The following is a 21091-nucleotide window of genomic DNA, read 5'->3' on the forward strand; positions in this document are numbered from 1 at the left end:
AACGAACGTGGAGGACGAGTTATGTCGGCGCCAGACGAGCAGATCGTCCAGGCACTGCGTGCCTCGCTGAAGGAGAACGCCCGGCTTCAGCAGGAGAACAACGCGCTCGTCGCCGCGGCCGCGGAACCCATCGCGATCGTGTCCATGGCCTGCCGGTACGCCGGCGGCATCAAGGGTCCCGAGGACCTGTGGCGGGTGATCACCGACGGCACCGACGTCTACACCGGCTTCCCCACCGACCGCGGCTGGGACCTGGAGGGCCTCTACCACCCGGACCCCGACCACCCCGGCACCACGTACGTGCGGGAGGGCGCGTTCCTGCACGACGCCGGGCAGTTCGACGCCGCCTTCTTCGGCATCTCGCCGCGTGAGGCGCTGGCCATGGACCCGCAGCAGCGGCAGCTGCTGGAGGTGGCCTGGGAGACGTTCGAGCGGGCCGGCATCGACCCGCATTCGGTGCGGGGCAGCGATGTCGGCGTGTTCGCCGGCATCGTGCACCAGGACTACGCGCCCGATCTGAGCGGCTTCGAGGACTTCATGAGCCTGGAGCGCGCTCTGGGCACCGCCGGCGGTGTCGCCTCCGGCCGCGTCGCCTACACCCTCGGGCTGGAGGGCCCGGCGGTCACCGTCGACACGATGTGCTCGTCGTCGCTGGTGGCCGTGCACCTGGCTGCGCAGGCGTTGCGCCGCGGCGAGTGCTCGATGGCGATTGCCGGTGGCTCGACGGTGATGTCGACGCCGGGTGGCTTCGTCGGCTTCGCCCGGCAGCGTGGGTTGGCGTTCGACGGCCGCTGCAAGTCTTACGCCGCAGGGGCCGATGGTTCGTCGTGGGCCGAGGGCGTCGGCGTGCTGCTGCTGGAGCGCCTGTCGGTGGCCCAGGAGCGTGGCCACAAGGTGCTGGCGGTGATCCGCGGCAGCGCGGTGAACCAGGACGGCGCTTCCAACGGCCTGACCGCGCCGAACGGTCCGGCGCAGCAGCGGGTCATCCGCAACGCGCTGGCCAGCGCCGGGCTGTCGCCGTCCGATGTGGACGCTGTCGAGGGGCACGGCACCGGCACCACGCTCGGCGACCCGATCGAGGCGCAGGCGTTGCTCGCCACCTACGGCCAGGGCCGCGACCCGAAGCAGCCGCTGTGGCTCGGCTCGGTGAAGTCGGTCATCGGCCACACCCAGGCGGCCTCCGGCGTCGCCGGTGTGATCAAGACGGTCTTGTCGCTGCAGCACGGATTGCTGCCGAAGACCCGGCACGTGGACGCGCCGACGCCGCAGGTGGACTGGACCGCCGGCGCGGTGGAGCTGCTGACCGAGGCCCGCGACTGGCCGCGCAACGGCCACGCGCGCCGGGCCGGCGTCTCGTCCTTCGGCGCCAGCGGCACGAACGTGCACGTCATCATCGAGGAAGCGCCGGAAGCCGAGGCTGTTCCGGCGGAAGTTTCTGAAGGCGTCGTTCCGCTGGTGGTGACGGCGGGTACCGCCGCGTCCCTTGCCGCACAGGCGGAACGGCTGTCGTCTTTCCTCGACGGCACCGAGGTTTCGCTGGCACACGTGGCCGGCGCGCTGGCGTCGGGCCGGGCCGTGCTGGGTGAGCGCGCCGTTGTCGTCGCTGGTTCGACCGAGGAGGCGCTGGCCGGGCTGGGTGCCTTGGCACGCGGCGAGAACGCCGCCGGGCTGGTGACCGGGTCGGGCTCGCCGGGCAAGATCGTGTGGGTCTTCCCGGGTCAGGGCACGCAGTGGGTCGGCATGGGCCGGGAGCTGCTCGACTCGTCCCCGGTGTTCGCGGCCCGGATCGCGGAGTGTGCGACCGCGCTGGAGCGGTGGGTCGACTGGTCCCTGGTGGACGTTCTGCGCGGCGACGTCGCGCCGGAAATGCTCGACCGGGTTGACGTTCTGCAGCCGGCTTGCTTCGCCGTGATGGTCGGCCTGGCGGCGGTGTGGGCGTCGGTCGGCGTGCAGCCGGACGCCGTGGTCGGCCACTCCCAGGGTGAGATCGCCGCCGCCTGTGTCTCCGGCGCACTGTCCCTTGAGGACGCTGCTCGGGTGGTTGCCCTGCGCAGCCAGGCAATCGCGGCGACGCTGTCCGGCCGCGGCGGCATGGCCTCCGTGGCCCTGAGCGAGGACGAGGCGACCGAGCGGCTGGCCCGCTGGGCCGGCAGGGTCGAGGTCGCGGCCGTCAACGGGCCGACATCGGTGGTCATCGCCGGCGACGCCGAGGCGCTGGACGAGGCCCTGGACGTGTTGGACGACCAGGGTGTCCGGGTGCGGCGGGTGGCCGTGGACTACGCCTCGCACAGCCGGCACGTGGAGGACGTCCGCGACACCATCGCCGACGCCCTGGCCGGCATCACCGCGCAGGCCCCGGCGATCCCGTTCTACTCCACCGTCACCGGCGAGTGGATCAACGACGCCGGTGTGGTGGACGGCGGCTACTGGTACCGGAACCTGCGCAACCAGGTGCGGTTCGGGCCGGCGGTCGCGGAGCTGCGGGCCCAGGGGCACGGCGTGTTCGTCGAGCTGAGCGCCCACCCGGTGCTGGTGCAGCCGATCAGCGAACTCGTCGACGCCACCGAGGCCGGCGTTGTCGTCACCGGATCGCTGCGCCGCGAGGAAGGCGGCCCGCGGCGGCTGCTGGCGTCCATGGCGGAGCTGTTCGTCCGCGGCGTTCCGGTGGACTGGACGGCGATGCTGCCGGCCGGCGCGACGTCGGCACACGTCGACCTGCCGACCTACGCCTTCGACCACCAGCACTACTGGCTGCACATGGGCGACTCGGCCACCGACGCGGCGTCGCTGGGCCTGGTCGGGGCCGACCACCCGCTGCTCGGCGCGGTCGTGCCGCTGCCGCAGACCGACGGGCTGGTCTTCACCTCCCGCCTGTCGCTGAAGACGCACCCCTGGCTGGCCGGCCACGCCATCGGCGGCAAGGTGATCATCCCCGGCACCGTGTACGTCGACCTCGCCGTCCGGGCCGGCGACGAGTTCGGCTTCGGCATCCTGGAAGAGCTGGTCATCGAGGCCCCGCTGGTGCTGCCCGAGCAGGGCGGCGTGCGGCTCCAGGTCGCGGTCGGCGGGCCGGCCGAGACCGGCCTGCGCCCGGTCGCCGTGTACTCGAACCGTGACGACGACACGGACACGTGGACGCGGCACGCCACCGGTCTGCTCTCGGACACCAAGTCCACCCAGACCGCGGACTTCGACTTCACGGCGTGGCCGCCGGCGGGCGTGCAGCACGTCGAGATCGAGAACTTCTACACCGACCTGGTCGAGCGCGGTTACGCCTACGGGCCGGCGTTCCAGGGCCTGCGGGCGGTGTGGCGGCGCGGCGAGGAGGTGTTCGCCGAGGCGTCGTTGCCCGACGACCACCGCGAGGACGCCGGCAAGTTCGGCATCCACCCGGCGCTGCTGGACGCCGCCCTGCACACCAACGCGTTCGCCAACCCGGACGACGTCCGCCAGGTGCTGCCGTTCGCGTGGAACAAGCTGGTGCTGCACGCCGTCGGCGCGTCGACGCTGCGGGTGCGGATCGCGCCCTGCGGGCCGGACGCGTTGTCGTTCCAGGCCGCCGACGACACCGGCGCGATGGTCCTGACGATGGACTCCCTGGTGTCGCTGCCGGTGTCGGCCGACCAGCTGGAGACGGCGGCGGAGGAGAGCCGCGATTCGCTGTTCCGGGTGGAGTGGACCGAACTGCCCACGACCGACGCGCCCGCTCCGTCGTGGACGACGGTGGCGACGGCCGACGACGTGGCGGCCGTGGCCCGGAACACCGCGGCGGCCGTGCTGTACGCGGTCGGTGGCGAGGACGGGCCGTTGGCGCTGACCACCCGCGTGTTGGGTGTGGTGCAGGCGTGGCTGGCCGACGGGCCGGAGGAGTCGCGGCTGGTGATCGTCACCCGTGGCGCGACGCCGGCCGGCGACGGCGCCGTGAGCGACCCGTCCGGTGCGGCGGTGTGGGGCCTGGTCCGCGCGGCGCAGGCCGAGAACCCGAACCGGATCGTCGTCATCGACACCGACGGCGACCCGATGCTGGGCGCGGCGCTGGCGAGCGGCGAACCGCAGATCGCCGTGCGGGGCGGGAAGTTGTCCGCGCCCCGGCTGGCCCGGGCCGGCGGTCAGGCGCCGGAGGCGCCGGCCGTGTTCCGTCCAAACGGGACGGTCCTGATCACCGGCGGCACCGGCTCGCTGGGCGCGGTCGTGGCCCGGCACCTGGTGAACCGGCACGGCGTGCGGAAGTTGGTGCTGGCCAGCCGGCGCGGTGCCGAAGCCGACGGCGTGGCCGAGCTCGTGGCCGAGCTGGACGCCGAGGTGTCCGTCACGGCTTGCGACGTCTCCGACCGGGAGCAGGTCGCGGCGCTGCTGGACGAGCACCGCCCGACCGGCATCGTGCACCTCGCCGGTGTCCTGGACGACGGCGTCATCGGCGCGCTGACCCCCGAGCGACTGGCCGGCGTGTTCGCGCCGAAGGTCGACGCCGTCCGGCACCTGGACGAGCTGACCCGTGGCAGCGAACTCGACGCCTTCGTGGTGTTCTCCTCGGCGGCGGCGCTGATGGGCTCCGCCGGCCAGGGCAACTACGCGGCCGCGAACGCGTTCCTGGACGGCCTGATGGCCAACCGCCGCGCGGCCGGGCTGCCGGGCGTGTCGCTGGCCTGGGGCCTGTGGGAGCAGAGCACCGGCCTGACGGCCCACCTCAGCGCCGTCGACCAGGCGCGAATGAGCCGTGGCGGCGTGCTGGCGATGAGCCCCGATGAGGGCCTCACCCTGTTCGACATCGGCCTGCAGGCCGAGCAGGCGCTGCTGGTGCCGATCAAGCTGGACCTGAAGGCGATGCGCGGCCAGGCCGCGGCCGGCGGCGACGTGCAGCACCTGCTGCGCGGCCTGATCCGGGTCGGCCGGCGGGTGGCGCGGGCCTCGGCCGGCGACAGCGGCGGCCTGGTCCGCCGGCTCGCCGGGCTGAGCGCCGAGGAGCAGGAGAAGCTGCTGCTCGGCATCGTGCAGAACGAGGCCACGGGCGTGCTGGGATTCAGCGGCCCCGAGCTGACCCAGGGCACGCGCAAGTTCAACGAGATCGGCTTCGACTCCCTCACGGCGGTCGAGCTGCGCAACCGGCTCAGCGCGGCGACCGGCGTGAAGCTGCCGGCGACGCTGGTCTTCGACTACCCGACGCCGGTCGCGCTGGCCCGGCACCTCCGCGAGGAACTGGGCGAGACGGTGTCGGGCACGCCGACCACCGTGGTCGCGGCCGCCGACCCCGACGAGCCGATCGCCATCGTCGGCATGGCCTGCCGGCTGCCCGGCGGCGTGACGAACCCGGACGACCTGTGGCGGCTGGTGTTCGAGGGCCGCGAGGGCATGTCGCCGTTCCCCACCGACCGCGGCTGGGATCTGGACGGCCTGTTCGACCCGGACCCGGACCGTCCCGGCACCTCGTACACGCGTCAGGGCGGGTTCCTGCAGGGCGCCGGGCTGTTCGACGCCGGCTTCTTCGGGATCTCGCCGCGTGAGGCGCTGGCCATGGACCCGCAGCAGCGGTTGCTGCTGGAGGCGTCCTGGGAGGCGCTGGAGCGGGCCGGCGTCGACCCGACCAAGGCCCGTGGCGACAAGATCGGTGTCTTCACCGGCATGTCCATCCACGACTACCTCGAGTCGCTGAGCAACATGCCTGACGACCTGGAAGGCTTTGTCACGACGGCGACGGCCGGCAGCGTGGCCTCCGGCCGCGTGTCGTACGTCTTCGGCTTCGAGGGCCCGGCGGTCACCATCGACACGGCCTGCTCGTCGTCGCTGGTGGCGACGCACCTGGCGGCGCAGGCGCTGCGCAACGGCGAGTGCGAGATGGCACTGGCCGGCGGTGTCGCGGTGATGGGGTCGCCGATCGGCGTGCTGGGCATGTCCCGGCAGCGCGGTCTGGCCGAGGACGGGCGGGTCAAGGCCTTCTCCTCGGACGCGGACGGCACGGTGCTGTCCGAGGGCGTGGCGATCATTGTCCTGGAACGGCTTTCGGTGGCCCGGGAGCGCGGGCACCAGGTGCTGGCGGTGATCCGCGGCAGCGCGGTGAACCAGGACGGCGCTTCCAACGGCCTGACCGCGCCGAACGGTCCGTCGCAGCAGCGGGTCATCCGCAGCGCCCTGGCCAACGCCGGCGTCGCTCCGTCCGAAGTGGACGTTGTCGAGGCGCACGGCACCGGCACCGCCCTGGGCGACCCCATCGAAGCGCAGGCGTTGCTGGCCACCTACGGGCGTGACCGCGACGTCGAGAAGCCGCTGTGGCTGGGTTCGCTGAAGTCCAACTTCGGTCACACGCAGGCGGCCGCCGGCGTGGCGTCCGTGATCAAGATGGTGCAGGCGTTGCGGCACAACGTGTTGCCGCCGACCCTGCACGTGGTCGAGCCGACCCATCAGGTCGACTGGTCGGTCGGCGCCATCGAGCTGCTGACCGAGGCGCGAGACTGGTCGCGCAACGGTCACCCCCGTCGGGCCGGCGTGTCGTCGTTCGGCATCAGCGGCACCAACGCCCACATGATCATCGAGGAGGCGCCGGCCGAGCAGCCGGTGGCGCAGCAGGCCGTGCCGGACGGCGTAATGCCGCTGGTGGTGTCGGCGCGCAGCGCCGGATCCCTTGCCGGGCAGGCGGGTCGGCTGACGTCGTTCCTCGACGACTCCGACGTGCCGCTGGCGCTGGTCGCGAACTCCCTGCTGTCGACGCGGGCGGTGCTGGGCGACCGTGCCGTGGTCGTGGCCGAGTCCCGGGACGAGGCGGCGACGTCGCTCGGCGCGCTGGCTCAGGGCGAGGTTGCCGCCGGTGTTGTGACCGGAAGCGTTGGTGCGTCGGGGAAGCTCGTGTGGGTGTTCCCGGGCCAGGGCACGCAGTGGGTCGCAATGGGCCGGGAGCTGCTGGATTCCTCGCCGGTGTTCGCCGAGCGGATCGCCGAGTGCGCGGCTGCGTTGGAGCCATGGGTCGGCTGGTCCCTGGTGGACGTGCTGCGCGGCGACTCCGATCCCGAGCTGATGAACCGGGTCGACGTCCTGCAGCCGGCCAGCTTCGCCATGATGGTCGGCCTGGCGGCGGTGTGGTCGTCGGTCGGCGTTGTCGCCGACGCCGTGGTGGGCCACTCCCAGGGCGAGATCGCGGCGGCATGTGTCGCTGGCGCACTGTCCCTTGAGGACGCTGCTCGGGTGGTTGCCCTGCGCAGCCAGGCCATTGCCGCGACGCTGTCCGGCCGTGGTGGCATGGCTTCCGTGGCCCTGAGCCACGACGAGGCGGTCGAGCGGCTGGCGTCGTGGGCCGGCCGGGTCGAGGTGGCGGCGGTCAACGGCCCGTCGTCCGTGGTGATCGCCGGCGATGCCGAGGCTCTCGACGAGGCGGTGGAGGCGCTGTCCGGTCGCCGTGTGGCGGTGGACTACGCCTCGCACACCCGGCACGTGGAGGACATCGAAGCCACGCTGGCGGAGACGCTGGCGGGCATCGAAGCCCAGGCGCCGCTGCTGCCGTTCTTCTCCACGGTGACGGGCGAGTGGATCCGCGACGCCGGTGTGGTGGACGGCGGCTACTGGTACCGGAACCTGCGCAACCAGGTCGGCTTCGGGCCGGCGGTGGCCGAGCTGATCGGCCAGGGCCACGGGGTGTTCGTCGAGGTCAGCGCGCACCCGGTGCTGGTGCAGCCGATCACCGACGTCGTCGACGCCGCCGAGGCCGATGTGGTCGTCACCGGAACGCTGCGCCGCGAGGACGGCGGCCGGCGCCGGCTGCTGACGTCGATGGCGGAGCTGTTCGTGCGCGGCGTGGAGGTGGATTGGAGCGGCGTGCTGCCGCCGATCGCCGGCCGCGTGGAGCTCCCGACCTACGCCTTCGACCACCAGCACTACTGGCTGCACACGGCGGCCGCGACGGATGCGCCGTCGCTCGGCCTGGCCGGCGTCGACCACCCGATGCTCGGGGCGGTCGTGCGGCTGCCGCAGTCCGACGGCCTGGCTGCCACCTCGCGGCTGTCGGTGCGGACGCACCCGTGGCTGGCCGATCACGCGGTTGGCGGCGTCGTGATCGTGCCGAGCGCCGGTCTGGTCGAGCTGGCCGTGCGAGCCGGTGACGAGGTCGGCTGCTCGGTGCTGGACGAGCTGGTGATCGAGACCCCGCTCGTTCTGCCCGCGCACGGCGGCGTCCGCGTGCAGGTCGCTGTCGGCGGTCCGAACGAGGACGGCACCCGCTCGGTCGACGTCTTCTCCCTGCGTGACGGCGAAGAGGACGCGTGGACGCGGCACGCCACCGGTGTGCTGTCGAGTGCGGCCGCGATTGCTGACACGTTCGACTTCGCCGCCTGGCCGCCGGCCGGAGCCCGCGCGGTCGACGTCAACGACCTGTACGCCGACCTCGCCGAGCGCGGTTACGCCTACGGCCCGGCGTTCCAGGGCGTGCGGGCGTTGTGGCAGCGCGGCGAGGAAATCTTCGCTGAGATCGCCGTGTCCGAGGACGCCGCCAAGTTCGGGATCCACCCGGCGCTGCTGGATGCGGCCCTGCACCCCGTGCTCCGCTCGGCGAGCGAGGACCTGCGGCAGCCGCTGGAGTGGCACACCGTGGCGCTGCACGCCGTCGGCGCGTCCGCGCTGCGTGTGCGGCTCGCGCCGGCCGGCGCCGACGCCGTGTCGCTGTCCGCCGCCGACGAGACCGGCGGCCTGGTCGTCACGGCGGCGTCGCTCGGGTTCCGCTCGCTGCCGGCCGTCGCCGAGTCGACCACGCTTGTGGCCAACGCTTTGTTCCAGGTGGACTGGACCGTGCTGCCCGATGTCGGCGGTGTGCTGGCCCCGTCGTGGACGACGGTCGCCACCGCCGACGACGTGACCGGCCTGACCGAGGTCCCCACGGCCGTGATCCTGGAGGCCGGCGACGACGAGGCACTGGCGCTGACTTCGCGGGTGCTGGAGGTCGTGCAGGCCTGGCTGGCCGGCTCGGGTCTGGAGGACTCACGGCTGGTGGTCGTGACCCGCGGCGCGGTGCCCGGCAGCGATGGCGTCGTGACCGACCCGGCCGCCGCGGCGGCGTGGGGTCTGGTGCGCGCGGCGCAGGCCGAGAACCCGGACCGGATCGTGCTGCTGGACCTCGGCCCCGACACCGACCTGGCCGAGATCCTCGGGTCGGCGCTGGCCACCGCCGAGCCGCAGATCGCCGTGCGGGGCACGACGTTCTCCGTGCCGCGCCTGGCCCGTGCCACCCGGAACGCCGACGCGGCAACCGGTTTCGGCCCGGACAGCACGGTTCTGCTCTCCGGCGCGGGCGCGCTGGGTTCGTTGGTGGCGAAGCGGCTCGTGGCGGGCCACGGCGTGCGCAAGCTGGTGCTGGCCAGCCGTCGCGGTTCCGCCGCCGACGGCGTGTCGGAGCTGGTGGCCGAGCTGGCGGAGCAGGGCGCGGACGTGACGGTCGTGGCCTGCGACATGGCCGACCGCGAGCAGGTCGCCGCCCTGGTGGCGGAGCACCCGCCGACCGCGGTCGTGCACACCGCCGGTGTCATCGACGCCGGCGTGATCGAGACCCTCAGCCCGGAGCGGCTGGCCCGGGTCTTCGCGCCGAAGATCGACGCCGTCCGGCACCTGGACGAGCTGACCCGGGGCCTGGAGCTCACCGCGTTCGTCGTCTACTCCTCGGTGTCGGCGGTGTTCATGGGCGCCGGCAGCGGCAGCTACGCCGCCGGCAACGCCGGCCTGGACGGTCTGATGGCCCGCCGCCGCACCCTGGGGCTGCCGGGCCTGTCGCTGGCCTGGGGCCTGTGGGACCAGACCACCGGCATGGCGGCCGGCATGGACGAGCAGACCCGGGCCCGGATGAACCGGCGCGGCGGCCTGCAGCCGATGTCGCCGGCCGAGGGCATGGAGCTGTTCGACGCCGCCCTCGGCTCCGACCAGGCGCTGCTGGTGCCGGCCAAGCTGGACCTGCGCGGCGTCCGCGCCGACGCCTCGGCCGGCGGGGCGGTGCAGCACATGCTGCGCGGCCTGGTCCGCGCCGGCCGTCAGCAGGCCCGGTCGGGCGGTGCCGGCGGCGAGCGCGGCAAGCTCGGTGAGCAGCTGGCCGGGATGACCCCGGCGGACCAGCTGACGCTGCTGCTGGACCTGGTCCGTGGGCAGGTCGCGGCCGTGCTCGGACACGCCAGCGCAGCGGCGGTTCGGGCCGACCTGGCGTTCAAGGACGCCGGCTTCGACTCGCTGACCTCCGTGGAGCTCCGCAACCGTTTGCGCGAGGCGACCGGCCTGAAGCTGCCGGCCACGCTGGTGTTCGACCACCCGACCCCGCAGGCCCTGGCCCGTCACCTCCGTGACGAGCTGGGCGACGCGGCGCCGTCGTCGGTCACGCCGACCATCGTGGTCGCCGACCCCGACGAGCCGATCGCCATCGTCGGCATGGCCTGCCGCCTGCCCGGTGGTGTCGCGGGTCCGGAGGACCTGTGGCGGCTGCTGGTCGACCGCGGCGACGCGGTGACCGGGTTCCCGACCGACCGCGGCTGGGACCTGGAGGGCCTGTTCGATCCCGACCCGGAGCGTCCCGGCACCTCGTACACGAACAAGGGCGGTTTCCTGCACGAGGCCGGACTTTTCGACGCCGGCTTCTTCGGCATCTCGCCGCGTGAGGCGTTGGCGATGGACCCGCAGCAGCGGTTGCTGCTGGAGACGTCGTGGGAGGCGCTGGAGGCCACCGGGGTCGACGCGACCTCGTTGAAGGGCGCCGATGTCGGTGTCTTCACCGGCGTCTTCGGCCAGGGCTACGTCGCCCCGGGCGCCAGCGTCGTCACGCCGGAGCTGGAGGGTTTCGCCGGCACCGGCGGGTCGTCCAGCGTCGCCTCCGGCCGCGTGTCCTACGTCTTCGGCTTCGAGGGCCCGGCGGTCACGATCGACACCGCCTGCTCCTCCTCGCTGGTGGCCATTCACCTCGCCGCACACTCGCTGCGCCAGGGCGAGTGCTCGATGGCGCTGGCCGGTGGCGCGACGGTGATGGCCAACCCCGGTGCCTTCGTCGAGTTCTCCCGGCAGCGGGGCTTGGCGGTTGACGGTCGCTGCAAGGCGTTCGCCGCCGCGGCCGACGGCACCGGATGGGCCGAGGGCGTCGGTGTTGTTGTGCTGGAACGGCTTTCGGTGGCCAAGGAGCGTGGCCACACCATCCTGGCGGTGCTGCGCGGCAGCGCGGTGAACCAGGACGGCGCCTCGAACGGTCTCACCGCCCCGAATGGTCCCTCGCAGCAGCGGGTGATCCGCCGGGCCCTGGCCAACGCCGGTCTCACGACGTCCGATGTGGACGTTGTCGAGGCGCACGGCACCGGAACCTCGCTGGGCGACCCGATCGAGGCGCAGGCATTGCTGGCGACGTACGGCCAGAACCGCGAGCCGGGCAAGCCATTGTGGTTGGGGTCGCTGAAGTCCAACATCGGGCACGCCCAGGCAGCCGCCGGCGTCGCCGGTGTCATCAAGGTGGTGCAGGCGCTGCGCCACGGCGTGCTCCCGGCGACGCTGCACGTCGACGCTCCCACCCCCGAGGTCGACTGGTCGGCGGGCGCGGTCGAGCTGCTGACCGAGACCCGGGACTGGCCCCGCAACGGCCACCCGCGCCGGGGCGGCGTCTCCGCGTTCGGCGTCAGCGGCACGAACGCCCACCTCATCATCGAAGAGGCGCCCGAGGCCGTCACGCCCGAGCCGGAAGACGCTGCGACGCCTGAGGTCCTGCCGATTGTGGTGTCGGCGCGGAGCGCCGCTTCGCTGGCGGCGCAGGCCGGTCGGCTGGCCGCAGTCATCGAACAGGCGCCGCTTTCGAGCGTTGCCAACGGGTTGGTGTCCGAGCGGGCGACGCTGACCGAGCGGGCCGTGGTCGTGGCCGGTTCGACCGAGGAAGCCCTGGCCGGCCTGGGCGCGCTGGCGAACGGCGAAGGTTCCGGCAACGTCGTCACCGGTCGGGCCGGTGCGCCGGGCAAGGTCGTGTGGGTCTTCCCGGGCCAGGGCACGCAGTGGGCCGGCATGGGCCGGGAGCTGCTGGACGCCTCGCCGGTGTTCGCCGAGCGGGTGTCCGAGTGCGCGGCGGCCTTGGCCCCGTACACCGACTGGTCGCTGATCGACGTGCTGCGCGGCGACGCCGAACCGGAGATGCTGGACCGGGTCGACGTGCTGCAGCCGGCCAGCTTCGCCATGGCGGTCGGCCTGGCGGCGCTGTGGTCGTCCGTGGGCGTGAAGCCGGAGGCGGTGGTCGGCCACTCCCAGGGTGAGATCGCCGCTGCCTGTGTGTCGGGCGCACTGTCGCTGCAGGACGCGGCGAAGGTGGTAGCCCTGCGCAGCCAGGCCATCGCCAAGGGCCTGTCCGGTCGCGGTGGCATGGCTTCTGTGGCCCTGAGCGAGAACGACGCGGTCGACCGGCTGGCGCCGTGGGCGGACCGGGTCGAGGTCGCGGCCGTCAACAGCCCCACCTCCGTGGTGATCGCGGGCGACGCCGAGGCGCTCGACGAGGCCCTGAAGTCGTTGGAGGGCGAGGGAGTTCGCGTTCGCCGCGTGGCGGTGGACTACGCCTCGCACACCCGGCACGTCGAGGACATCGAGGGCGTGCTGGCCGAAACCCTGGCCGGGATCAGGGCACAGGCCCCGTCCGTGCCGTTCTTCTCCACCCTGACCGCGGAGTGGATCCGTGACGCCGGTGTGGTGGATGGCGGCTACTGGTACCGGAACCTGCGCAACCAGGTCGGCTTCGGGCCGGCGGTGGCCGGGCTGATCGGCGCCGGCTACGGCGTGTTCATGGAGATCAGCGCCCACCCGGTGCTGGTCCAGCCGGTCAACGAGATCGTCGACGACACCGACGTCGTGGTGACGGGTTCGCTGCGACGCGAAGATGGTGGCCTGCGGCGGTTCCTGACCTCGATGGCCGAGCTGTTCGTGCAGGGCGTGGAGGTGGACTGGACCAGCGTGCTGCCCAAGGTCGCCGACCGGGTCGAGCTGCCGACCTACGCCTTCGACCACCGGCACTACTGGCTGCGTCAGCCCACCGCGACCGCCACCGACGCGGCGTCGCTGGGCCAGGCCGCGGCCGACCACCCGCTGCTGGGTGCGGTGGTGCAGCTGCCGCAGTCGGACGGCCTGGTGTTCACGTCGCTGCTGTCGGTGCGGACGCACCCGTGGCTGGCCGATCACGCCGTCGGCGGCGTGGTGATCCTGCCCGGCAGCGGCCTGGTCGAGCTGGCCGTGCGGGCCGGTGACGAGGCCGGCTGCTCGGTGCTGGACGAGCTGGTGATCTCCTCGCCGCTGGTGGTTCCGGAGCAGGGCGGCGTGCGGGTGCAGGTCGCGCTGAGCGGCCCGAACGACAACGGTTCCCGCACGGTGGACGTGTACTCCCGGCGCGACGGTGGCACCGGCGCCTGGACGAAGCACGCCACCGGCGTGCTGTCGCAGGCCCAGGCGCCGGCCGCGGGCTTCGACTTCCTGGCCTGGCCGCCCCGTGACGCGGAGCCGGTCGACGTCGAGACCTTCTACGCCGACCTGGCCGAGCGTGGTTACGGCTACGGGCCGGCGTTCCAGGGCCTCCGGGCGGTCTGGCGGCGTGGCGACGAGATCTTCGCCGAGGCTGCGCTGCCCGAGGACCTGCGGGCCGACGCCGGCAAGTTCGGCGTCCACCCGGCGCTGTTGGACGCCGCGTTGCAGGCGGCCACGGCCGGTGTGGACGGTTCGGGCGAAGCGGTGCTGGCCTTCGCGTGGAACGGGTTCGCGCTGCACGCCGCCGGTGCTTCGGCGCTGCGGGTGCGGCTCGCGCCCAACGGCCCGGAGGCGCTGACGGTCGAGGCCGCCGACGAGACCGGCGGTCCGGTGCTGACCATGGACTCCCTGGTGTCCCGCCCGGTGTCGGCGGCGCAGCTCGGGGCGGCCGAGGTTCGCGACGCGCTGTTCCGGGTCGACTGGACGGAGCTGCCGGCTTCCGCCCTGGAACCGGTGCCTTCGTGGGTGCGGGTCGCCACCGGTGACGACGTGCGGTCGCTGGCCGAGAACGTGCCGCCGGTGGCGGTCTTCGACGCCATTGGCGCCGACGGCCCGTTCGCGGTGACGACTCGGACGCTGGAGGTCGTGCAGGCGTGGCTGGCCACGCCGCAGCTCGACGAGTCGCGGCTGATCGTGCGGACCCACGGGGCCGTGCCGGCCGGCGGCGACGACACGGTGACCGACCCGGCCGCGGCGGCGGTGTGGGGCCTGGTCCGCTCGGCCCAGGCGGAAAACCCGGACCGCATCGTTCTGCTGGACACCGATGGCGACACGGAGTTGGTGCTGGCGGCGGGTGAGCCGCAGCTGGCCCTGCGCGGGGCGACGGTCTCCGTGCCGCGCATCGCCCGCGTCACTGGGACAACCGACAACGACACGAACGCCTTCAGCGGCACGGTTCTGGTGTCCGGAGCCGGCGCGCTGGGCCACCTGGTGGCCGAGCACCTCGTCACGAGGCATGGCGTGCGGAAGCTGGTGCTGGCCAGCCGGCAGGGCCCGGCGGCCGAGGGCATCGCGGAGCTGGACCTGGACGCCGAGGTGTCGGTGGTGGCCTGCGACCTGTCCGACCGGGAGCAGGTGGCGGCGCTGCTGGCCGAACACAAGCCGACCAGCGTCGTGCACACGGCCGGCGTCTTCGACGACGGCCTGATCGACGGCATGACGACGGAGCAGCTGGCCGGGGTCTTCGCGCCGAAGGTCGACGCCGTCCGGCACCTCGACGAGCTGACCCGGGACATGGACCTCGACGCGTTCGTGGTCTTCTCCTCGGTCGCCGGCGTGGTCGGCGGCGGTGGTCAGGGCAGCTACGCGGCGGCCAACGCCTACCTGGACGCGGCGATGTCGCGACGGCGCGCGGCCGGCCTCCCCGGCTTGTCGCTGGCGTGGGGCCTGTGGGAGCGGAGCCTCGGCATGGCCGCCCGCCAGAGCCTCGTCGACCAGGCGCGGGCCAGCCGCGGCGGCGTGCTGGAGATGAGCCGCGCCGAGGGCCTGGAGCTGTTCGACCTCGCTTTGCGTACGGACGAGGCGCTGCTGGTGCCGATGAAGCTGGATCCGGCGGTGATGCGGGCCGACGCCGCGGCCGGCGGCTCGGTGCCGTCGCTGCTGCGGGGCCTGGTTCGGGTCGGCCGGCAGCAGGCGCGGGCGGCGGCCGCGGTGGACAACACCCTGCTCCGCCGACTCGGCGGGCTCTCGCCGGCCGACCAGGAAGCGTTGCTGCTGGACGTGGTTCGCGGCCAGGTCGCGCTGGTGTTGGGGCACGCGGGGCCGGAGGACGTGCGGCCGGACACGGCCTTCAAGGACGCCGGCTTCGACTCGCTCACGTCGGTGGAGCTGCGCAACCGGCTGCGGGAGGCGACGGGCCTGAAGCTGCCGCCCACGCTGGTCTTCGACTACCCGAACCCGTTGGTGCTGGCCCAGCACCTGCAGACCCGGCTGGCGCCGAGCAACGGCGCTCCCACCGCCGACGACGCGCAGGTGCGGCAGGCGCTGGCGTCGGTGTCGCTGGAACGGCTGCGTGAAGCCGGCCTGGTCGACGCGCTGCTCAAGCTCGCCGGTACGGGGCAGCAGGCGAACGGCGTCGGGGACGAGGCCGGTGACGAACGGGCGATCGCCGACCTCGACGTCGACGACCTCGTGGAAATGGCGCTGGGTGGTGAGTGACTCCGTGCGTGGCATCTACCGAGTGATGGGGGGCGCCTGGTGAGCGCGTCGTATGAGAAGGTCGTCGAGGCGCTGCGGAAGTCGCTGGAAGAGGTCGGCGAGCTGCGCAAGCGCAACCGCCGGCTGGCGGACGCGGCTCGCGAGCCGATCGCCATCGTCGGCATGGCGTGCCGGCTGCCCGGCGGCGTCACCGGTCCGGCCGACCTGTGGCGGCTGGTGGCCGAGGGCGGGGACGCGGTGTCGAGCTTCCCGACCGACCGCGGCTGGGACCTGGACCACCTGTTCGACCCGGATCCCGACCACGCCGGCACCTCCTACGTCAGCCAGGGCGGCTTCCTGCACGACGCCGGACAGTTCGACGCCGGCTTCTTCGGCATCTCGCCGCGCGAGGCGCTGGCCATGGACCCGCAGCAGCGGCAGCTGCTGGAGGCGTCCTGGGAGGCGTTCGAGCACGCGGCGATCGACCCGATCTCGTTGAAGGGCAAGGACGTCGGTGTGTTCATCGGCGCCGCCCCGCAGGGCTACGGCTCCGGCCCGATCGGCCCGGAGATGCAGAGCTTCGCCGGCACCGGCGTGGCCGGCAGCGTCATCTCGGGCCGGCTGTCGTACGTGTTCGGGTTCGAGGGCCCGGCGGTCACCATCGACACGGCGTGCTCATCCTCGCTGGTGGCGATGCACCTTGCGGCACAGGCACTTCGCGCCGGCGAGTGCTCGGTGGCGCTGGCCGGTGGGGCGATGGTCATGTCCAGCACCAACTCGTTCGTCGTGTTCTCACGGCAGCGAGGGCTGGCAGCCGACGGCCGCTGCAAGGCGTTCGCCGAGGGCGCTGACGGCATGGGCATGTCCGAGGGCGTTGCTCTGGTGCTGCTGGAGCGGCTGTCGGTGGCGCAGGAGCGCGGGCACCGGATCCTGGCGGTGCTGCGGGGTTCCGCGGTGAACCAGGACGGCGCCTCCAACGGTCTCACCGCGCCGAACGGACCGTCGCAGCAGCGGGTCATTCGCCAGGCACTGGCCAACGCCGGGCTCGAACCGTCCGAAGTGGACCTCGTCGAGGGGCACGGCACGGGGACGTCCCTGGGCGATCCGATCGAGGCCCAGGCGTTGCTGGCGACGTACGGGCAGGACCGCGAGCCGGGCAAGCCGTTGTGGCTGGGGTCGTTGAAGTCCAACATCGGCCATGCGCAGGCGGCGGCCGGTGCGGCGTCCGTGATCAAGGTGGTGGAGGCGCTGCGGCACGGCGTGCTGCCCTCCACCCTGCACGTCGACGCTCCGTCGACCGCGGTCGACTGGTCCGAGGGCGCGGTGGAGTTGCTGACCGAGTCGCGGCAGTGGCCGCGCAACGGTCATCCGCGTCGGGTCGGCGTGTCGTCGTTCGGCGTCAGCGGCACGAACGCGCATCTGATCATCGAGGAGGCGCCGCTCGACGAGCCGGCTGCCGAGATCGTGTTCGACGGTGTGGTTCCGCTGGTGGTGTCGGCCCGGAGCACGGCATCCCTGGCCGGACAAGCTGATCGGCTGGCCAAGCTGCTGGGTGAGGCCCCGCTGGCGAGCGTGGCCGGCGCGTTGGTGCGCGGCCGGGCGGCGCTGGACGACCGGGCCGTGGTGGTGGCCGGTTCGACCGAGGAAGCCCTGGCGGGCCTCACTGCGTTAGCCCGTGGCGAAGACGCCGTCGGTGTCGTGACCGGCCGCGCCGGCGCGCACGGCAAGCTGGTGTGGGTGTTCCCGGGCCAGGGCACGCAGTGGGTCGGCATGGGCCGGGAACTCCTCGACTCCTCGGCCGTTTTCGCGCACCGGATCGCCGAGTGCGCGACGGCGCTGAAGCCGTGGACCGACTGGTCGCTGGAAGACGTGCTGCGCGGCAACACCGATCCCGCCCTGATGGAGCGGGTCGACGTGCTGCAGCCGGCCTGCTTCGCGGTGATGGTGGGTCTGGCGGCGGTGTGGTCGTCAGTCGGTGTGAAGCCCGACGCCGTGATCGGTCACTCGCAGGGCGAGATCGCTGCTGCCTGCGTGTCCGGCGCACTGTCCCTTGAGGACGCGGCGAAGGTGGTTGCCCTGCGCAGCCAGGCCATCGCCGCCAAGCTGTCCGGTCACGGCGGCATGGCTTCCGTTGCGTTGAGCGAAGAAGACGCTCTGGCCCGGTTGCAGCCGTGGGCCGACCGGGTCGAGGTGGCGGCGGTCAACAGCCCGTCGTCGGTGGTGGTGGCCGGGGACGCCGAGGCGTTGGACGAGGCGCTGAAGTCGTTGGAGGGGCAGGATGTCCGAGTTCGCCGAGTGGCTGTCGACTACGCCTCGCACACGAGGCACGTGGAAGACATACAAGGCGCCCTGGCCGAGGCATTGGCCGGAATTGACGGTCACGTACCGGTCATTCCGTTCTACTCCACCGTCACCGGCGAATGGATCACCGACGCCGGCGTGGTGGGTGGTGAGTACTGGTATCGGAATCTTCGCAACCAGGTGCGGTTCGGGCCGGCCGTCGCCGCGCTGATCGAGCAGCGGCACGGCATCTTCCTGGAGGTCAGCGCCCACCCGGTGCTGGTGCAGCCGGTCAGTGAGCTGGACGGCGTGGTGGCGACCGGGTCGCTGCGCCGCGACGACGGCGGCCAGCGCCGGCTGCTGACCTCGGTGGCCGAGCTGTTCGTCCGCGGCGTCGCGGTGAACTGGAACGCCGTGCTGCCGGCCGTCAGTGGGCACGTGGAGCTGCCGACTTACGCCTTCGACCACGAGCACTACTGGCTGCACTCCGTCGAATCGGTGACCGACGCGACGGCGCTGGGGCAGGCGACCACGGATCATCCGCTGCTGAGCGCGGCCGTGCGGATGCCGCAGTCCGACGGCGTGGTGTTCACCTCGCTGCTGTCGCTGCGCACGCACCCGTGGCTGGCCGACCACGCGATCAACGGCGTGGTGCTGTTCCCCGGCACCGGCCTGGTCGAGCTGGCCGTCCGGGCCGGCGACGAGGTCGGCTGCCCGGTGCTGGACGAGCTCGTCACGCAGACGCCGGTCGTCGTCCCCGAGCACGGCGGCGTCCGGATCCAGGTCGCCGTCGGCGGGCCGAACGAGAACGGCGCCCGCACGGTGGAGATCTACTCCCTGCGTGAGGACGGCGGCGATGTGTGGACGCGGCACGCCACCGGTGTGCTGTCCGCCGGCCCGACCGTGGCGCCGGGCTTCGACTTCACGGCGTGGCCGCCGGCCGGCGCCGAGCCGGTCGAGGTCGGCGACTTCTACGAGGGCCTGACCGAGCGCGGATACGCCTACGGCCCGGCGTTCCAGGGTGTGCGGTCGGTGTGGCAGCGCGGCGAGGAGGTCTTCGCCGAGGTTGCGCTGCCTGACGAGCACGTCGAGGATGCCGCCGCCTACGGCCTGCACCCCGCGCTGCTGGACGCCGCCCTGCAGACCGGGACCGTTGCCGCCGCGGCGGCGGCCGCCCGGGGCGAGGCGACCGGCCGGTCGGTGATGCCGTTCGCGTGGAACGGCCTTGCGCTGCACGCCGTCGGCGCCTCCGCCCTGCGGGTCCGGGTCGTGTCGGGCCCGGAGTCGATGGTCGTCGAGGCCGCCGACCAGACCGGCGGCCCGGTGCTGACGATGGATTCCCTTGTCCTGCGCGAAGTTGCCACGCAGCAGGCCAACACCAGCTCGCTCTACCACGTGGACTGGACGGAACTCCCTTACACCGCAGAGCCTTCGCCGACGTGGGTGCCGGTGACCTCCGCCGACGACGTGGCGGATCTGCCCGCGGCGGTCGAGGCGGCGGTGTTGGTGGCGATCGGCGACGGCGACGCGCTGGGTGTGACGTCACGGGTGCTGGCGGTCGTGCAGGCCTGGCTGGCGGCCGAGCTCGACGAGTCGCAGCTGGTGATCGCCACCCGCGGCGCGATGCCCGCCGGCGACGGCGCGGTGACCGACCCGGCGGCGTCGGCCGTGTGGGGCCTGGTGCGCGCCGCGCAGACGGAGAACCCGGACCGGATCGTCCTGCTGGACCTCGAACCCGACGGCGACATCGAGCCGATCCTCGGCGCGGTGCTGGCCAGCGGTGAGCCGCAGGTCGCCGTGCGCGGGACGACGCTGTCCGTGCCGCGCCTCGCCCGTGCTACCCAGACCACCGACTCGGTGGCGTTCGGTCCGGACTCCACGGTGCTGGTCTCCGGCGGCGGCACGCTCGGCGCACTCGCGGCCCGGCACCTGGTGACGCGGCACGGCGTGCGACGCCTGGTGCTGGCCAGCCGTCGCGGATCCGCCGCCGAGGGTGTCGCGGAACTGGTTGCGGAGCTCAAGGAACACGGCGCCGAGGCGACGGTTGTCACCTGCGACGCGTCCGACCGCGGCCAGGTCAAGGCCGTGCTGACCGAGCACCGCCCGACCGCCGTCGTGCACACGGCGGGCGTGTTCGACGCCGGCGTGGTCGGGGCGCTGACCCCGGCGAAGCTGGCCAAGGTGTTCGCGCCCAAGGTCGATGCGGCCCGGCACCTGGACGAGTTGACCCGGGACATGGACCTCGACGCGTTCGTCATGTACTCCTCCGCGTCGTCGATCTTCATGGGCGCGGGCAGCGGCGGCTACGCGGCCGCGAACGCGTTCCTGGACGGCCTGATGGCCCACCGCCGGTCGCTCGGCCTGCCCGGCCAGTCGCTGGCCTGGGGCCCGTGGCAGCAGGTCACCGGCATGGCCGACACGATCGACGACGTCACGCTGAGCCGGATGAGCCGGCGCGAGGGGCGCGGCGGCGTGCGGGCGCTCGGCTCCGAGGACGGCATGGAGCTGTTCGACGCCGCCCTGGCGTCCGGGCACTCCCTGCTGGTGCCGGTGAAGCTGGACCTGAAGGAGGTCCGCGCCGACGCCACGGGCGGCGGCGTGCCGCACCTGCTGCGCGGCCTGGTCCGCGTGACCAAGCAGGCGGCACGGGCGACGTCCGGCGGCGACAGCGGGCTGGCCGAGCGGCTCGCCGGCATGACGCCGGCGGACCAGGAGGCGACGCTGCTGGAGCTGGTGCGCAGCCAGGTCGCGGTCGTGCTGGGGCACTCCGGCGCGGCGGCCGTGCGGCCGGACATGGCGTTCAAGGACGCCGGCTTCGACTCGCTGACCTCGGTGGAACTGCGCAACCGGCTGCGCGAGGCGACGGGGCTGAAGCTGCCGGCCACGCTGGTCTTCGACCACCCGAACCCGCAGGTCCTCGCCCGTCACCTGCGTGACGAACTGGGCGTCGGCGAGACGTCCCCGGTCGACTCCGTGCTGGCCGGCCTGGCCGGGCTGGAGTCGGCGATCGGGTCCGCGGCGGACGACGAGGCCGCCCGCGAGCGGATCACCCGCCGGCTGCGGGAGCTGCTCAAGGCGGCCGAGACGACCGCCGAGCCGGCGGCGTCCGACGACGAGCTGGACGCCGCCAGCGACGAGGAGCTGTTCGCCCTCGTGGACCGCTTCGCCTGACCACCCATCGACGTGACGCACA

General features: G+C 73.2%; 2 protein-coding genes and 1 pseudogene. All 3 read left to right on the forward strand.

All coding sequences use genetic code 11. The annotated features are described in order from the left end of the window. Positions 1-21 precede the first annotated feature (21 nt). A complete protein-coding gene (locus BJ998_RS24670) occupies positions 22-15639 on the forward strand; it encodes a type I polyketide synthase (protein ID WP_184865276.1) in 15618 nt (5205 codons plus the stop codon). A 39-nt stretch (positions 15640-15678) separates the two neighbouring features. Beyond that, positions 15679-15729: pseudogene (locus BJ998_RS49710) on the forward strand (hypothetical protein); the annotation flags it as partial. Positions 15730-15813: 84 nt separating this feature from the next. Beyond that, positions 15814-21069 (forward strand): type I polyketide synthase, encoded by a 5256-nt coding sequence (locus BJ998_RS24675; RefSeq protein ID WP_446685015.1) that lies wholly within the window; start codon positions 15814-15816, stop codon positions 21067-21069. The last annotated feature ends 22 nt before the right edge of the window (positions 21070-21091 follow it).

The sequence above is a fragment of the Kutzneria kofuensis genome, from assembly GCF_014203355.1.
Classification (GTDB): Bacteria; Actinomycetota; Actinomycetes; order Mycobacteriales; family Pseudonocardiaceae; genus Kutzneria; species Kutzneria kofuensis.